Here is a 16,731-nt window from a genome sequence, read left to right as displayed (position 1 = left end):
ACACTATTCAACGGTAAGCAAGTCACGCAGAAGTTAGGCTTGAGCGTGGCTAAATCCCAAACCAATCGTGTTGCCCTGATCGGGGCCGGCCCTCGGGGCACCAGTGTCCTTGAGCGGCTGCTCGCGAATTGGGCTGCGGACAGCCCACAAGGAACCACCCTTCACATCGACGTCGTGGACCCCTACCCGGCCGGTTCGGGTCACGTGTGGCAACCGGAGCAGTCACGCCTGTACTTGATGAACACCCAATCGTTCTATCCCACCCTCATTCCCGAGGACCCCAAGCTCGCACCGCCGCTCACGGGCGGCTCGTTCGATCAGTGGCGGGAGGCCCGGCGTCGTGATGGCGAGGGACTGAACGACGCCGAAAAGGCGGAGCTGGCCACGCTGGAATCGCACAACTTCCCCAGCCGCGCGCTGTACGGGCGGTACCTTCGCCAGACTTTGGAAGGGCTGCTGGAACGGCTGCCCGACGGCGTCGAGGTCACCTTCCATGGGACGCTCGCCATTGCTGCGCGTCCCGTACCGGAGGGGTTCGACGTCGAACTCGCCAACGGTGTGACGCTCACCGCCGGGTCCGTGGTCCTTGCGCTGGGCCATATCGAATCCCGGCTGAATCCCGAGCAGCGGTCCTTCAAGAGCGCCGCGGAGGAACAAGGCCTGATGTACTTCCCGCCCGCACCGCCCGCTGACGTTGATTGGCAGGCTGTGCCGGACAACGAGCCCGTGCTGGTCCGCGGAATGGGTTTGAACTTCTTCGATGTGATGGGCCAGTTGACGGAGGGCCGCGGCGGCAAGTTTGTTGAGGCTGGTTCGCCCGGCGCGGGTATCCTCGAGTACCGGGCATCGGGCAGGGAGCCCAAGATCATTGCTGCGTCCCGAAGGGGCACACCGTATCGCGCCAAGGCGGGGCTGGCTGGCTACTACCCCAGCAGCATCACCATGCGCTACCTGACAGAAGACGCCGTGGACCGGTTTCGTGCAGCCGGTATCCAACCTGGCTTCGATCATGACCTCTGGCCGCTGCTCCACCGCGATGCACTCTGGGCCTATTACTCGACGCTGGCTCGGTCCCAGCCCGCCGCGATTAAAGACCCCCCGCAGTTCCTCGCCGACCTTGAGGATGCGCTCCAACCGCATGCGCACACCACTGCGAACTGGGAAATCGAGGTGGGAAACGTCGTCGAAAAACACGTCGTCACCTCCCGCCGGCTGAATCTGAGGGGGCTCGCGGCGCCGCTCGCCGGCCGGACATTCGCTTCCCGGAGCGTGCTGGACGCCGCTATCACGGCCTACCTGGATGATGATGCGCGACGATCAGCGCTAGGTGAGGCCGACCCGGTCAAGATGGCCATCGGCGCACTCCACACTGGCCGGGCAATCCTCAAATCCGTAGTAGCGGACGGCGGAATTACCGATGAATCCTGGTTGGCAGGGCTGCGCGGCTGGTTCGAGTCGTTTGTCGAAGGACTGGCCAGCGGAGCGCCGGCGTTGCGCTCGGAGCAGTTGGCCGCTTTGGCGCGTGCCGGCGTCGTGAGTTTTGTGGGACCGGACCCGAAGTTCAGCGTGGACCGGGGTGCCAAGGTGTTCCGTGCCGTTTCGCCGTGGGTACACGACGCTCCGGTGGAAGCACGGACGCTTGTGGAGGCGATGTCGCCGGCCAACAGAGTGGGCATCAACCTCTCGCCTTTGCTGGAACAACTCATGGCCGACGGACTGGTGCGCACCAAGATCATGATGGGTGTTGAGGGGACGCCCATGCAGACCACCGGCCTTGACGTGGAACCGCACCCCTACAGGCCCCTGGCGGCCAACGGGTCCATCACCAAGAACTTGTACGTCCTGGGTCTTCAGTTATCAGCGTCGCAGTGGGGGACGGCCATCGCCGCTGAGGCCCGTCCGCGCACCGGACCGTCGTACGCGAGCGGCCAGCGGACGCTCCGCGATGCCGATGAGATAGCGCGTAGCATTCTGGGCCGTTGAAGACATGAGGTTGCAGCGCCACGCCCCCTTCGTTAGTGTGTGAGCTGCATCACCGCTTGGTGTTGCGCGCTTTTGATCTGCGGCGGGAGAGCCCTGCCGGTACATCCCGTCAGGCGCCGTAGGAGCAAACCCTCCCCAGGAATCTCTCAGGCCCATGTACCGCCGCGGCGAGGCAACTCTGGAAAGCAGTCCGGATACCGGGCTCACCGAAGGTGCAAGCCTTCCTGCCCGGCAGGAAGGCGGAAACTCTCAGGTCCACGTACAGAGCGGGGAGGAACCCGAATCAATGTGGCACTCCGTGCCGCCTGAACGATGGAGTTCCTTTGACGATTCAGCGCCCACCTTCCACTGGTCCCGATTCACCCCACCTCGAGCGACAGCTCAGCAACCGCCACATCCAGCTCATCGCCATCGGCGGAGCCATTGGCACTGGCCTCTTCATGGGCTCCGGCAAGACTATTTCTGCCGCCGGACCGTCCGTCATCTTCGTGTACATGATCATTGGCTTCATGCTGTTCTTCGTCATGCGTGCCATGGGCGAACTGCTGCTCAGCAACCTCAACTACAAGTCATTCAGCGACTTCGCCGCCGACCTTCTGGGACCGTGGGCGGGTTTCTTCACCGGCTGGACGTACTGGTTCTGCTGGGTCATCACCGGGATCGCGGACGTGATCGCGATCGCCGGGTACTCCCAGGAACTCTGGCCGTCCTTGCCCCTCTGGGTGCCGGGACTGATCACCATCGCCATCCTCCTTCTACTGAACCTCGCCACCGTGAAAGCCTTTGGCGAGACCGAGTTCTGGTTCGCCCTCATCAAGATCGTCGCCATCGCGGCGCTCATCATTGTTGGCCTGTTCATGATTTTCAGCGGTTTCCAGTCCGACGCCGGACCGGCCACCTTCACCAATCTCTGGAGCCACGGCGGCTTCTTCCCGAATGAGTTCATGGGCTTTGTAGCCGGCTTCCAGATCGCCGTCTTTGCGTTCGTGGGCATCGAACTCGTGGGCACTACAGCTGCCGAGGCCAAGGACCCCGAGAAGAACCTGCCCAAGGCCATCAACTCGATCCCCATCCGCGTTCTGCTCTTCTACGTAGGCGCCCTCATCATCCTCATGTCGGTCACCCCCTGGACCCAGTTCGCTGCTGGACACAGCCCCTTCATTGCCATGTTCTCGCTGGCCGGCCTCGGCGCAGCGGCCACCATCGTCAACCTCGTGGTGCTGACCTCCGCGATGTCATCGGCAAACTCGGGTATCTACTCCACGTCCCGCATGGTGTTCGGCCTCGCCCAGGAGGGCGACGCTCCCAAGGTGTTCGGCGCTCTCTCCGGACGCAAAGTACCCCGCAACGCCCTGTTCCTTTCCTGCGTTCTTCTGCTGTCCGGCGTCGTCCTCATGTACGCCGGTTCGGACATCGGCAAGGCGTTCGACATGGTCACCACGGTGTCCGCTGTCTGCTTCGTCTTCGTATGGTCCATCATCCTGGCCAGCTACCTGGCTTTCCGGAAGCGTCGCCCGCACCTGCACGAATCTTCGGCGTTCAAGATGCCCGGTGGCGTGGTGATGGTGTGGGTAGTGTTCGCGTTCTTTGCCTTCGTGCTCTGGGCTCTGACCACCCAACCGGATACGCTCGCCGCCCTGTTGGCCACGCCGGTGTGGTTCATCATCCTGGGGGTCGCCTGGTTGATTCTCCGCCGCCGTCCCGCGCACTTGGCCCGTTACGAGGAGTTCAAGGCTGAGCTCCAGCGCGATGCGGACAGGACGCGGGAGCCGGAACCGGCAAACAAGTAACCGCACGGTCAACAAGCGCAGGCCCCTCACGAAGAAGTTCGTGAGGGGCCTGCTGTTGCTACTGGCCTGCTGGTCCTGTCTCAGGGGTGGTTAGCCCCTCAGGCACTTCTGATACTCCAGCCAGGCAAACGCATACCGAAGCCAGCCCACGATGTCATACCACTTGGATGGCTTGGTGGGTGCGGTGCACTGCGGCGGGTTGGTGCCGCTTTCCGCCACGTTCACCAGCGTCTTCACCACGGTTCCACTCTCGACGGCGGTGAGCACCAAGGTGCCGGCGCCTGCAGCCGCCGCAGCGGGAACCTTGAGGTTCACCGTGGCCTCGCCGGCCGTGACCGGAACAGAACCGAGCGCCAAAGCCGCGCCCTTGGCATCAACGAACACTGCATTCAGGGTTGCGTTGGCCGGGCTGCCGATCGAGGTGAGGTTCAGCTTGGACACGGCCAGGGAAACGGGCTCTCCGGTCTTGACCTCAGACGCCGTGGAGTTGACCACGGCCACAGAACGGCGTGCGAAGTCCGGCGACACCGGATTGTGCTCGCGCAGGTACTTGATCCACGCGTCGCGGTCCACCAGACCCGTGTCCTTCGTGTTGCTGCCCTCCTTGAAGACCCGGAAGTTGTCACCACCGGTGGCCAGGAAGCTGAAAGTCCCGACCCTGTACTCCTTGGCAGGATCGATCACAGCGCCGTTCACCCAGATGCCGGTGATGCGGTCGCCCGCGGGGCGGGCGGCATCGTAGGTGTAGTTGACGTTCTTGGACACGCCCAGCTGCTGGTAGGGGCGGCTGGGGATGGTGCCGTCAGCGTTGGTCTGCCACTGCTGCTCCAAAAGAGTCTTGAACTGTGCACCAGTAAGGGACGTGGTCCAAAGGTTGTTCACGAATGGCAGCACCGCGTTGGCCTCGGCATAGGTGATGGTCCCGTCAGGTGCATAGTACAGCTCGTTACGCAGGCCGCCGGGGTTCACGACGCCGATCTCCGCCGCGCCCAGTTCGGGCGCCTTGAGTGTATCCACGAGGGAGTCCGCCACCAGGTTGCCGAGTGTGGACTCATTTGCGCGATCGTCCCGCTTGGGGGCGCCGCCCGCCGGGTCCGGGGTGAAGGCCGTGGTGATATCAGCGGTCACTGCGCCCACCGGCTGGTTGCCGATCTCGGCTGCCTGGGCGAGGGCCTTGTCCACGATGGTCTTCACAGCCGCCACGCGAGGGTAGGCAGCCACGAGGCTTTCAGCGGTGTCAGTGGTCCGATCCACGATGGCGGCCTTGTAAGCAGTCACTGACTTGCTTGCGGTGTCCACTGTGAGGGTCACGCTGCCCACGTTCTCGCCGTAATTGCCGGTCTGCACAATGGGTCGGGTCTTGCCGGTCGGCTGGCCGTTGGCGTCCAGTACCGGGGCGTTCCAGGCGTATTCCTTGTGGGTGTGCCCCGTGAAGATCGCGGCGACGTCTGGAGTCGTTTCGTTGACGAGCTTGGCGAATGGTCCGCCAGCGGCGACTTCCTGCTCCAACGTGGCACCCTCAGGCGTTCCGGAAGCAGCGCCGTCGTGATTTTCCACGATGATGAGGTCGGCCAGGTTCTCGGCCTTGATCTTCGCCGCCACCCGGTTAATGGCATCCACAGGATCACCGAACTCCAGGTCCGCGATTCCGGCCGGAGTCACCAAGGAAGGAACTTCCTGCGTGACAGTGCCGATCACTGCCACTCGCATGCCGTTCATCTCCAGGATCTTGTACTCCGGCAGGACAGGAGTGGTGGTGCCCTTCTGGTAGACATTCGCACCGAGGTAGGCGAACTTCGCGTTGGTGCCGCCAGCTACGACGCGATCGCGCAGGTCCGCCCAACCGCCGTCGAATTCGTGGTTGCCCACCGCGGATGCCTGCAATTCAAGCGCATTCAAGACGTCGATGGTGGGCTGGTCCTTCGCTACCGAAGAAGCGAAGAGGGAAGCGCCGATGTTGTCACCGGCAGAAACGAAGGCCGTAGCGCCGGGGGCAGCTGCCGCGCGGAGCTTCTCGACCGTCCCGGCGAACAGGACTGTGTTGGAGTCGATCCGGCCGTGGAAGTCGTTGATACCCAGGAACTGCAGGTCAACGGTTGCCGGTTCGTCGGCAGTAAGGTTCAGGCCCACCACCACGGGGTCGTGGTCGCTGGCCCGGAACTCGTCCCCGGCATAGTAGTTGGTCACATTGTTGTTATACCTGCTGTACTCCAGCGCGACGGACTCAAAAGAGTTGATGTTCCAGATGTCGGTTCCGGTCACAACCTTGTTGGCGGCCGGGGAAGCGAGGATGTGGTCCAGGGAACCCACCATGCCACCGAACAGATATGAGTGCTTGCCGGTTCCAGCCTCCAGGTCCGTGTAACCGGCGCCTGTGAGGACATTGATGGGATCTTCCTTGGCGTAGGCGTTGAAGTCGCCGATCAGGAAGACCTTGTCCGTGCCCTTGGAGGCCTGGAGGTCCTTGGAGAAGGCAAGCAGTGATTCAGCCTGCTTGGTGCGGGCGATGTTCGAGGCGCCCTGGCCCTTGTCCGTATCGTCCGGCGTGGCTGCGGAGCCCTTGGACTTGAAGTGGTTCACGATCGCGATGAACTTCTTGTCATCGTCCCCGCCCACGGGCCTGAAGACCTGTGCCAGCGGCTTGCGGGCACTTGCGAAGGCCGCGGTGTCGTTATGGATGATGGACTCGCCCACGGGCTCGGCCACGGCCTTCTTGTAGATGAATGCGGTGCGGATCATGTCTTCATCGCTCAGCGGGGGAGCGTTGGCGGGTGTGCGCACGTAGTCCCACACACCAGGTGTCTTGATGTTGAGCGCGTCAACCAACTTGGACAACGCGTCGTCGCGGTTCTTGCCGAACTGTGCCGAGTTCTCGATTTCTTCAAGGGATACAACGTCAGCGCCGGACTTGGTGATAGCGGCGAGGATCTTGCTTTGCTGGCGCTCGAAGTTCTCCGCATTGGCAGCACCGCGGGCGTTGCAGCCTTCCTTGACCGTGATCGGGTTGCCCTCGCGGTCGGTGTAGAAAACGCAGCCGGCCAGCTGGTCACCGGTGGTGGGGAAGTAGTTCAGCACGTTGAAGGACGCCAGTTTGAGGTTGCCTCCCACATCAGCGGGACCTTCGGGCCGGGTCGCGGTGAAGCTCGCAGGCTGGACCGACTCAGCGTTGGCCGGGTTCAGCGCCGTAAGTGGCTGGAACTTCCAGGAGTTGTTGCCGTAGCCCAGGACCACGTCGGTCCGGAACTGCGCCGGGGAGCCCACACGAACGGGATCGGACGTGGTCAGGTATGGCAGCTGCTGGGCCTTGGTTGTGGCGTCCTTGAGGAAGTTGGTGGACGCGCCGTCGTCGAGCTTGATACCGCGCAGCGCGTTGTCCGCCACCACCGCGGCGTACTCCGGCGAACCGTAGGCGGCCACCGCGGTCGGCTGCACCAACGGGGATGTGCCGGCCGCGAGGCCGATCTCGCCGTACTGGTTCAAGGAATAGTTGTCCGTGACCGTGAAGTCACCCTGCGGAGCCAGGAGCATGCCCTCCAGGCTTTCCCGCGCGGTCTCATTGGCTGGCAACGTGAACGGCGTCGACTTTACCTCGGGTGCCGCCTCGGTGAGCTTGTTCAAGCCCGCAGCTTCCACGGAGAGCTGGGTCTGGTTGGCGAATTCGCTGACAACACCGGTGAGTTGCACGTAGTCGCCCGGCTGGACCGTTGCCGCCGTCGCGGGTGAATAGACGAACAAAGCGTCCGACGCCGCCCTGGCCGCCCCGCCACTTTCACCGCCGGTTCCAGGGGTCTGGACGTAGTAGCCATTGAACCCGCCGGTGGCGTACACGGCGGTGACCTTGCCGCGCGTCGTCACGGTGCTGCCTACAAGCAGACTCGCCGTACCGGTTCCTTGGATCTCGGCAATGGTCTTGACACCGGGCTCCGGCTCGGGATCAACGGGCGGAGTTCCGCCGCCCTTGGAGGCGGTGGGGGTGATGGTTGCGCTGAGGCTGAAATCTGCGGCGTTGGAGTCCGTGTCAACACCGCTGGTGCGGTTCAGGCTCTTGACATCCGCATTTCCGGCGGGTGCGGTTGCAACGGCAGTTTCGAAAGTGTTGGAGGTGCCGTAACCCAAGAGGTCAGCGATGGCTGCGTTGCCCGTCACCGACCCGGCCGGAAGCGGTGAGACCGCGGTGGCCTGCCTGGACAGGATCAGGGTCCCGGTTGTCCCGCTGGGGTTCAGCGTGCCGGTTGCCTGAACATCGGCTGTGGGCAGTTCCGGCGCCGTGGAGGTACCGCTGTTGGTGGCACCTTGTACCAGGAAGTACCCCTTCGGGGGAATGCTGCCCGTCAGGGGAGTGATTCCCGTGGGCGCGGCCGTGGCAGTGGCAGACCTGTACTGTAGCGACCAGCCCGCCAGGCTGACCGGGGCGTCCGAGGAATTGTAGAGCTCCACGAACTTGTTCTTGAAGGCGGCACCGCTGCTGCCTCCGCTGAGATAGGCCTCATTGATCACCACCGGGGAGGTACCGGCGACGGTTGGATCATCCGCGGCCATGGCCGGGACAGCAGTCAGCGGGGCTGCAAGCAACCCGACTGACAGGACAGTTCCCGCAATTAATTTCAAATGTTGTTGGTGCATCCGCTCTAACTTTCATTAGGGAGCCCTGTAGGGCCCTGTGGACGACGCCCGCTGTCTTGTGAAGCGGGCATCCCGGAAGTTACTCCGGGGTAAACCTGTAGCTCGGGCATAGCAGAACACGATGGAATGAATGGGAGATGGACCTGTGGTGGCCGGAGGGTTCGGTGCCCGCAGGTAATCAGTGGATCCGACCCGCCGCCTGGATGGCAGGCAGCCGGGCGGGATCCGAAAAGTCACACTCTAGGCGGTTTGCCCCAAGTCCTGGATCACCTTGAAGACGGCTCCGGTGGGGTCCGATAACGTGGCCAACCGACCGAATGGCGTGTCCTCGGCGGGCTGCATAGTGGTGGCACCGAGTGCCGTGGCTTGCTCCACGGTGGCGTCCGTGTCCTCCACCGCGAAGTACACACTCCACATGGAGGGGACCTGTTCGGGCAGGAAACCGGAGGCGTCCATGATGCCTGCCTTGGCGTCGTCGCCGGCGCCAAGGGTTGTGTAACGGAATTCCGGAGTGTCGCTCATGACGTCCGTGTCCCAGCCGAAGACCTTCTGGTAGAAGGTGACCGCGGACTCGTAGTCCTTGGAAAGAAGTTCATGCCACGCGGGAGCTCCGGCCTCGGCCGCAACCTCGTAGCCCTTCATTTCACCGAACTGCCAGGCGCCGATAGCGGCACCTGAGGCATCCCCGTACATGGCCATGCTGCCTTGCTCGGGGACCTCCATGGGTTCCAGAAGCACCTGGCCGCCATTGGCGGCAGCGGCCTCGGTGGTCGCCTTGATGTCGTCGGTGCGGAGGTAAGTGGACCAAACGTCCGGCATGGCACCCATGTCCGCCTGCTTCTCCATGATGCCCGCTACCATCCGACCGTCCTTGGAAGCCGTGATGTAGCCGCCGTACTTCTCCTGGTCTCCGGTTTCATAGGTCCAACCGAAAAGAGCCGTGTAGAAGGCCTTGGCCCTCTCCGTATCGGACGTCATGAGGTCAATCCAGCAGGGGGAACCGGGAGTGATATCAGGCTTGGGCATAAGTGAGGCTCCTGTTGTTATTCCGCAGCCAAAGCTGCGGCCGATGTCAGTGGGGTGGCGACAGTCAGAACACTATGCGGGGCCTCTGACACTTTCAATGATCTTCCGGGTGTCAGTTCTCAGTTCCGGGCGGAGCCTCGCCGCAGATGCAGTCTGCACAAACAAAGATGCCCCGGGTCCTGGAACCCGGGGCATCTCATTTGCGGAAGGTAAGGGATTTGAACCCTTGGCGCGGGGTTACCGCACACTGGTTTTCAAGTTTTGTCGGTTGTGTTCCGCTTCGGTTCGCTCCAGTCCGAAACAGCTGATTTCATCGGAATCTAGCGGCCTCCTGGTGCTGTCCGATGATGGGTTATTACTGCTCCAACTGGATCGTCCGGCCACAGTTTGGCCACAGCAGAGCAGTCGTCAGCGGGCCGAGGTGAGTCAAGAACACCTGAGCTTGAGGCCTGCGGGTTACTTCCATAGACCCATCAGGGAGGAAGGCCGGCTTTGGCAGGGGCTCCGGCAAGCCCCAAGGAGCCCGTCACATCGGATGGACGCCCCAAAACGCATTGTAAGCTTCTATGCGCTGGATCGTCGCGACCTTGTTCGCTTCAAGTGCCTATGGTCGCAATGCCGGCAGAAGGAACGTGCTGTAACGGCTCTACTTTGCGGTCGGAGAGGGGCTGGGGTTGGCAGGGAGGCCGAAATTTTCGGGATACAGCTCTTTGTAGATTGCGGTTTGGTCTCCGGCAACGCAGACGCTGTCCATCTCCAAGCCGGAGCCTTCGATGTTTGCGTAGTAGGAAACCAATTGTCCGCCGTTTTTGTCAGCGTAGAGGCGGATGAGACCTGGGTCCCGGGGGTTGGTTTCTGTGCGGGTGGTGAAGCCCTTGGATTCCCAGAACGTTTTGACCACTTTGACTGATGCTTGCAGATCGACGGGGTCGGAAGTTTGGCTCAGGACGATGTAGTTCACGCCGTCTTTGCCGTCGCTTGTGTTGCAGGGACCGTTTCGGAGGCCTTCGTCGGCCCATTTTTGAGGTCCGATAGCTTTTTGGGTTTCCGTTTTGAAGGCGTGGAGGTCCGCGAGGGCCTGTTTGAGTTCTTCGACCTGGGCTTTGACGGTTGCGGGGTCGCTGGGATTGCTTGAGCCGGTCATGGTGTTCTCCGGGGCAGGGGGCGTGCAGGCGCTCAGTGCAAGAGTCGCGCAGAACAATCCGGCGAGTATGCGGCGGGCCTTGAGCCGGGCCTTGGGTTCACGGGGCATGCAGTTCACTCTTCCTGAGTTGTTCAACGGCCCGCAAATCCAGCCGGTGGCGATACGGGTCGTGCGCCTGGCAGGATACGGTCTCCGTTGCCGGTTGTTGTCAGGGCCGCCTCGTACAGAGCCGTGGTTCCCTTATCCAGGTACCCGTAACCGTCGCCGCCATTTTCATGTACCAGTGTGTTGTGTTCTGTGGTGCCTTGATACTGGGTCCCGTCGATCGTGACCTCTTCTGAAGAGAACACTTCGCGCCGAAGGATTCCAGGCGCGGATCCTGGCGTTGGAAGCGGCCCATTTGGGCCAGTACGTGCAGGGTCTCCGGGGTCCTGTTACCCAAACCCTCTCTGACGGCGTTGAACCCCTGAAGGTCTGCGACGAACCGGTCGGCGCCGGCCCGGGCGGCATCGCCGCTGTTCACGGTCGGAACAGTGGGCGGTTCATAGTTGATCCACGCCACCACCGCGAAGGACTTCTTCCTCGAGATCAGCTTTTGTTGCGACTGGAGGTTCGCAGCGTTGAATGCCCAATCATTGAAGCCGCTTTGCGGTGTGATGAGCATGCCGGACACTGCGTAGGTAACGTTGTCGGCCGTATCGGGGTTGCCCGCAGAGACCTGTGCCTGCGGTGAGCCGTGGGTGAGGTCGAAGCCGAGCAGGACAGCTTCTCCTGACGCTCCCGCGTTGACGAGGGCTTGACCGATACCGTCAAGGGCTTTCTGCTGCGTTTGCAGCTGTATCCAGTGCGGGTTTGGAATGGACCGCCCTGTGCTGGTGAACAAGGACTCCGGCGTCCTGGCGAGTTCGGCGTTGATGCGCTCCTGCTCGGTAAAGAGACGTATCCGGTTGGCTTCATTCCGGGCAGTGGCGGTGACACCGTTCAGGTTCCCGATAACCCCGGGGAGGGCTTCGATCAGGAGCAACTGACTGATGCCGGGTTCAATTGCCCCGTTGACGATTGTGTGGCCGAGCCCGGCCCACCACTTGGCTGTCACGACGGAGTCCAGCCCTGGTTGTTGCAGGAGCCCTTGTAGTCGGTCTTTGTTCGCAGGGGCGGCGAGCCAGGCTTTTAGTTGATCGGCGTTCAGGGCCCCGATGTCGTTCAAACTCACTTGCCCGGGTGATGCGTGCTGTATGAGGGCGCTCGCAACCAGTGAGGTGCAGATCCGCGCCATGCTCAAGACGGGACAACTGAAGGGAATCCAAATCGGTGGCGCAACGTTTCGCGGATCGGCCGGCAAGACCTAGGAGACTTCATTCAGGACGCCTACCGGCAAGTCAGCGAACGAATCGCCGCGGGCAACGTAGAGGATGAGGACGGAGCTAGCTAAGGGAGCGCGGGTTGAGGGACGCCTCTTACGAAGCGCAGGGCCGGACCGTGCCTTTGAAGGCTTGGTCCGGCCCTTGCCGCGGAACCGAGGGCAGCCCCAGCCATTGTGGGGGAAACGATGGCCGTTGCGAGGATCCGCTGAACTCAGTAAAGACCAGCTTCAGATGACCCGCACGCGTAGTTAGTACTCAACTTTGCTGATAAAAGGGGGGAAAACCAGCGGCCACGGATCGGCCACAAATTTACCTTGAGGATCGCAAAAGGCCGGTTGAATCAATCCACTCGGATCGACTCAACCGGCCTCTGACCTGCATAAATGCTCGGTCTACGCGGAAGGTAAGGGATTTGAACCCTTGGTACGGGGTTACCGCACACTGGTTTTCAAGACCAGCTCCTTAGGCCGCTCGGACAACCTTCCTCGCCTAGTAGTGTTTCATAGGGAGTTGGCTGTTCCAAAACATCACGTCCTCCAGCCCCTGTGCCGGGGCTGGAGGACAAGCAAGAAACCGGGAGTTCGTCATGAAAGCCGTCTACATCTCAGAGCCAGGCGGACCCGAAGTCCTCGAAGTCCGCGAGGTCCCCTCTCCGGTGCCCGGCGAGGGCGAGGTCCTGATCGACGTCGTGGCTGCGGGGCTGAACCGTGCGGACGTACAGCAGCGGCGTGGCTTCTACCCGCCGCCCCCGGGCGCCTCGGAAGTTCCAGGTTTGGAGATTTCCGGGCGTATCGCGGCCTTTGGACCCGGCGTCACCAAAGCATTCTCCGTGGGGGACAAAGTAGTGGCACTGTTGTCCGGCGGTGGCTACGCCCAGCAAGTTGCCGTCCCAGTGGAGCAAGTGCTCCGGATTCCCGAAGGCGTGGACCTGATCACAGCCGCCGCCCTGCCGGAAGTGGCCGCGACCGTGTACTCGAACCTGATCATGACGGCACAGCTGCAACCCGGCGAAACTGTGCTCATCCATGGTGCCACCGGCGGCATCGGTACCTTGGCCATCCAACTGGCCAAGGCCTGTGGGGCAAAGGTTGCAACCACGGCGGGAACGGACGAGAAAGTCGCCACCGCCAAGGGCTTCCTGGGTGCCGATATCGCCATCAATTACACCGAAGAAGACTTCGCTGAAAGCCTCAAGGCTCACAACGGAGGCAAAGGCGCGGATGTGATCCTCGACGTCGTTGGTGCCAAATACCTGCAACAGAATATCGAGGCGCTCGCCGACTACGGACGACTCATCGTCATCGGCCTGCAAGGCGGTACAAAGGCCGAGATCAACCTGGGGCAGCTCCTCAGCAAACGGGCAGCTGTCATCGGAACAGCCCTCCGGCCGCGGCCGGTCGCTGAGAAGGGAATCATCATGTCCGCCGTGCGCGAGTTCGTGTGGCCCATGCTCACCGATGGCAGGATCAGGCCCCTCGTCGCCAAGTCTTTCCCCCTGGAGCACGTTCGGGAAGCGCACGAGTACTTTGATTCCGGCGAGCATGTGGGCAAGGTCCTACTGCTCCTCTGATTCGTCCGTTCAACTGCATTCATCCGCCAACTACAGCGAGGAGCCATATGTCCATCCGGCACAGCCTGCTGGCCCTGCTCCAGGACCAGCCGCGGTACGGCTATGAGCTGCGTGTCGAGTTCGAGGACCGCACCGGTGCCGCCTGGCCGCTGAACATCGGCCAGGTTTACACAACCTTGGACAGGCTTGAGCGCGACGGCCTGGTCAGCAAAGACGGCGACGACGGCGGCGGGCACGTCGTCTACAGCATCACTGACGCCGGGGCCGAGGAAGTTGGGGCCTGGTTCACTGGCGCAGTGGACCGGGGAAATCCTCCACGGAACGAAATTGCCATCAAGTTGGCGCTCGCGGTGACGCTTCCGGGCGTGGATGCTTCTGCGGTGATCCAGTCCCAGCGGGAGGTCTCGGTCAAGGCCCTGCAGGAGCATACTCAGGCTAGAAAGGCGCTCTCCGCCAACCAACGATCGTCGGATACAGCTTGGCTACTGGTGCTGGATTCACTCATTTTCCAGGCCGAAGCGGAAGTTCGCTGGTTGGATCTCTGCGAGGCCCGTACGGTGCAAGGGCGCGGCAACGGCGGGGCCGGCATTGGTTGAACACCGCTGATCGCAATATAGCTACCGTTCACCGCAGCCAATCCATGCTGCGGTGAGTTCCGCCATGCACCAGGGAACCTCTTTGCTAGCTTGCCCGTGACGCGCGTTCGGGCCACGGCAGCGCAGCAGTTCTCAAGGAGGAGATATGGGTACGATTCCTGACCAAGCCGGACTCGCGGAAGGACTGGATCCTACGCTGCCTGCACCGGCTGTGGACGACTCGGTGCGTGAAGCGGAGGAACGCCGGTGGACCCCCGCCAAGATCGGTCTCTGGATTGCTATTTCGCTGCTGGGAGCCGTGGCATGGTTCATGCTCGCACTGGTGCGCGGCGAAACCGTCAACGCCATCTGGTTCGTCTTCGCCGCCGTTTGCACCTACCTGATCGGCTACCGCTTCTACTCCAAAGTCATTGAGCGTTACCTGCTCAAACCGGACGACCGCCGCGCTACTCCTGCCGAGTACAAAGCTGATGGCAAGGACTACGTCCGCACTGACAGGAACGTGTTGTTCGGCCACCACTTCGCCGCCATTGCCGGTGCCGGACCGCTGGTGGGACCCGTTATCGCGGCCCAGATGGGCTACCTTCCAGGCACTATCTGGATCATCATCGGCGTCGTTCTTGCAGGCGCCGTCCAGGACTACCTCGTCATGTTCTTCTCCATGCGCCGCGGTGGCCGTTCGCTGGGCCAGATGGCACGCGAGGAACTCGGCGTCATCGGCGGTACGGCGGCCCTTGTAGCCACGCTGCTCATCATGATCATCATCGTGGCCATCCTTGCCCTGGTAGTGGTCAACGCCCTCGGTGAGAGCCCGTGGGGCGTGTTCTCGGTGGGCATGACCATCCCCATCGCGTTGTTCATGGGTGTCTACCTGCGCTTCATCCGGCCGGGCAAGGTGATGGAGGTGTCCATTATCGGCTTCGTGCTCCTGATGGCAGCGATTATTGGTGGGGGTGCCGTTGCAGGTACGGAGTGGGGTGCTGCCTTCTTCCACCTGGACAAGGTCACCATCGCCTGGGGCATCATCGTTTACGGCTTCATCGCCGCAATCCTGCCCGTCTGGCTGCTGCTTGCTCCGCGCGACTACCTCTCCACGTTCATGAAGATCGGCGTGATCGTGATGCTCGCGCTCGCCATCATCGTGGTGCGCCCCGAAATCACCGTCCCGGCGTTCAGCGAGTTCGCCGGCCGGGAGAACGGCCCAGTGTTCTCCGGCGCCCTGTTCCCGTTCTTGTTCGTCACTATCGCCTGTGGCGCCCTGTCGGGGTTCCACGCGCTCATTTCTTCAGGAACCACACCCAAACTGATCGAGAAGGAACGGCAGACCCGCTTCATCGGTTACGGCGGCATGTTGATGGAATCTTTCGTGGCCATCATGGCCTTGGTTGCCGCGATCTCGATCGACCGCGGGATCTACTTCGCCATGAACGCGCCTCTGGCCCTTACCGGCGGCACAGTGGAATCTGCGGCGCAGTGGGTGAACAGCCTTGGCCTTGCCAACGTGAACATCACTCCGGACGTTTTGGCCCAGACCGCAAAGGATGTCGGCGAGGAAAGCATTGTTTCCCGTTCCGGTGGAGCTCCCACGCTCGCGGTCGGTTTGGCGCACATCATGCAGCAGTTCATCGGCGGACCGGGAATGATGGCTTTCTGGTACCACTTCGCCATCATGTTCGAAGCACTCTTCATCCTTACCGCCGTTGACGCAGGCACGCGCGTTGCCCGTTTCATGCTGCAGGACTCCATCGGCAATTTTGTTCCCAAGTTCAAGGAAGCTTCATGGAGGCCCGGAGCCTGGCTGTGCACCGCCATCATGGTGGGTGCATGGGGTGCTGTGCTCCTGATGGGAGTCACCGATCCGCTGGGTGGCATCAACACGCTCTTCCCACTGTTCGGCATCGCCAACCAGCTCCTGGCAGCCATTGCGCTGGCTGTGTGCCTCGCCATTACTGCCAAGCGCGGTGTCTTCAAATGGCTGTGGATCGTGGCAGCTCCGCTGGCTTTCGCGGCCGTTGTGACCATCACGGCCAGCTTCCACAAGATCTTCTCGCCAGTCCCGGCAGTGGGCTACTTCGCCAACAATCAAGCGTTCTCCAAGGCACTGGCTGACGGCAAGACGGAATTCGGCACGGCCAAGACCGTTGCAGCCATGGAAGCGGTAGTCCGTAACACCATGATCCAGGGTGTGCTTTCCGTCATCTTCGTGACACTGAGCATCATCGTGATCGTCGCCGCCCTCCTGGCAACCATCAAGGCAATCCGCGCAGGCGGCGGCCAGGACCATGAAGACCCGCCTGTTCCTTCCAACGTGTACGCACCCGCGGGGCTGTTCCCCACGGCTGCAGAGAAGAAGTTGCTCACAGAATGGAACGCCCTCCCTGCGGAGAAACGAACACAGAAGGCCAGCCACCACTAATGAACACCGTCTTGAGGGGCCTTCGGGGCTTCGCCGCCTATCTGGGTTCGCTCATGGGGGCTGACGCGTACCGGAAGTACCTGGAGCATTTCGCTTCTACCGGCCATGCCGGTCGCGCCATGACTGAACGAGAGTTCTGGCGGGATCGGATGGACCGGCAGGACAGCAACCCCCAGGGCAGGTGCTGTTGAGTCGGCATCCGGCACGGGTTTCGCTACG

General features: G+C 62.1%; 10 protein-coding genes, 1 tRNA gene and 1 riboswitch. Of the genes, 6 read left to right on the top strand and 5 right to left on the bottom strand.

Going from position 1 to position 16,731, the window contains the following annotated elements:
• The first annotated feature begins 45 nt into the window (after window positions 1–45).
• The gene (locus AC0J5Z_RS19770) at window positions 46–1,983 is read left to right on the top strand and encodes an FAD/NAD(P)-binding protein (protein WP_475035746.1); all 1,938 of its coding nucleotides are present in this window, start codon (window positions 46–48) and stop codon (window positions 1,981–1,983) included.
• Window positions 1,984–2,056: 73 nt separating this feature from the next.
• Window positions 2,057–2,155: riboswitch (glycine riboswitch) on the top strand.
• Window positions 2,156–2,306: 151 nt separating this feature from the next.
• Window positions 2,307–3,773, top strand: a complete 1,467-nt coding sequence (gene cycA / locus AC0J5Z_RS19765; protein WP_475035743.1) for a D-serine/D-alanine/glycine transporter — start codon at window positions 2,307–2,309, stop codon at window positions 3,771–3,773.
• 90 nt (window positions 3,774–3,863) lie between these two features.
• Here cycA and AC0J5Z_RS19760 read toward each other — a convergent pair whose 3' ends face one another.
• From AC0J5Z_RS19760 to AC0J5Z_RS19740, 5 genes are all read right to left on the bottom strand, one after another.
• Window positions 3,864–8,396, bottom strand: a complete 4,533-nt coding sequence (locus AC0J5Z_RS19760; protein ID WP_475035740.1) for an ExeM/NucH family extracellular endonuclease — start codon at window positions 8,394–8,396, stop codon at window positions 3,864–3,866.
• Window positions 8,397–8,636: 240 nt separating this feature from the next.
• Complete coding sequence (locus AC0J5Z_RS19755; protein ID WP_475035737.1) at window positions 8,637–9,422, bottom strand: VOC family protein; 786 nt, start codon at window positions 9,420–9,422, stop codon at window positions 8,637–8,639.
• A 646-nt stretch (window positions 9,423–10,068) separates the two neighbouring features.
• Window positions 10,069–10,674, bottom strand: coding sequence for a hypothetical protein (locus AC0J5Z_RS19750; protein WP_475035735.1), 606 nt, complete (start codon window positions 10,672–10,674; stop codon window positions 10,069–10,071).
• A gap of 100 nt (window positions 10,675–10,774) precedes the next feature.
• Window positions 10,775–11,779: an alpha/beta hydrolase gene (locus AC0J5Z_RS19745; protein ID WP_475035733.1), complete on the bottom strand. Its 1,005-nt coding sequence runs from the start codon at window positions 11,777–11,779 to the stop codon at window positions 10,775–10,777.
• Between the two features lie 548 nt (window positions 11,780–12,327).
• Window positions 12,328–12,415 (bottom strand) — tRNA-Ser (locus AC0J5Z_RS19740).
• 101 nt (window positions 12,416–12,516) lie between these two features.
• On the opposite strand from AC0J5Z_RS19740, the gene AC0J5Z_RS19735 reads away from it, so the two are divergent.
• From AC0J5Z_RS19735 to AC0J5Z_RS19720, 4 genes are all read left to right on the top strand, one after another.
• Complete coding sequence (locus AC0J5Z_RS19735; RefSeq protein ID WP_475035729.1) at window positions 12,517–13,500, top strand: NAD(P)H-quinone oxidoreductase; 984 nt, start codon at window positions 12,517–12,519, stop codon at window positions 13,498–13,500.
• A gap of 47 nt (window positions 13,501–13,547) precedes the next feature.
• The gene (locus tag AC0J5Z_RS19730; protein WP_475035727.1) at window positions 13,548–14,096 is read left to right on the top strand and encodes a PadR family transcriptional regulator; all 549 of its coding nucleotides are present in this window, start codon (window positions 13,548–13,550) and stop codon (window positions 14,094–14,096) included.
• A gap of 145 nt (window positions 14,097–14,241) precedes the next feature.
• Window positions 14,242–16,512: a carbon starvation CstA family protein gene (locus tag AC0J5Z_RS19725; RefSeq protein WP_475035725.1), complete on the top strand. Its 2,271-nt coding sequence runs from the start codon at window positions 14,242–14,244 to the stop codon at window positions 16,510–16,512.
• Window positions 16,512–16,703, top strand: coding sequence for a YbdD/YjiX family protein (locus tag AC0J5Z_RS19720; RefSeq protein WP_475035723.1), 192 nt, complete (start codon window positions 16,512–16,514; stop codon window positions 16,701–16,703). The genes AC0J5Z_RS19725 and AC0J5Z_RS19720 overlap by 1 nt, the downstream gene beginning before the upstream one ends.
• The last annotated feature ends 28 nt before the right edge of the window (window positions 16,704–16,731 follow it).

This window comes from Paenarthrobacter sp. TRD_SC_7, assembly GCF_056156245.1.
This window is presented reverse-complemented; position numbering and strand designations above follow the sequence as displayed.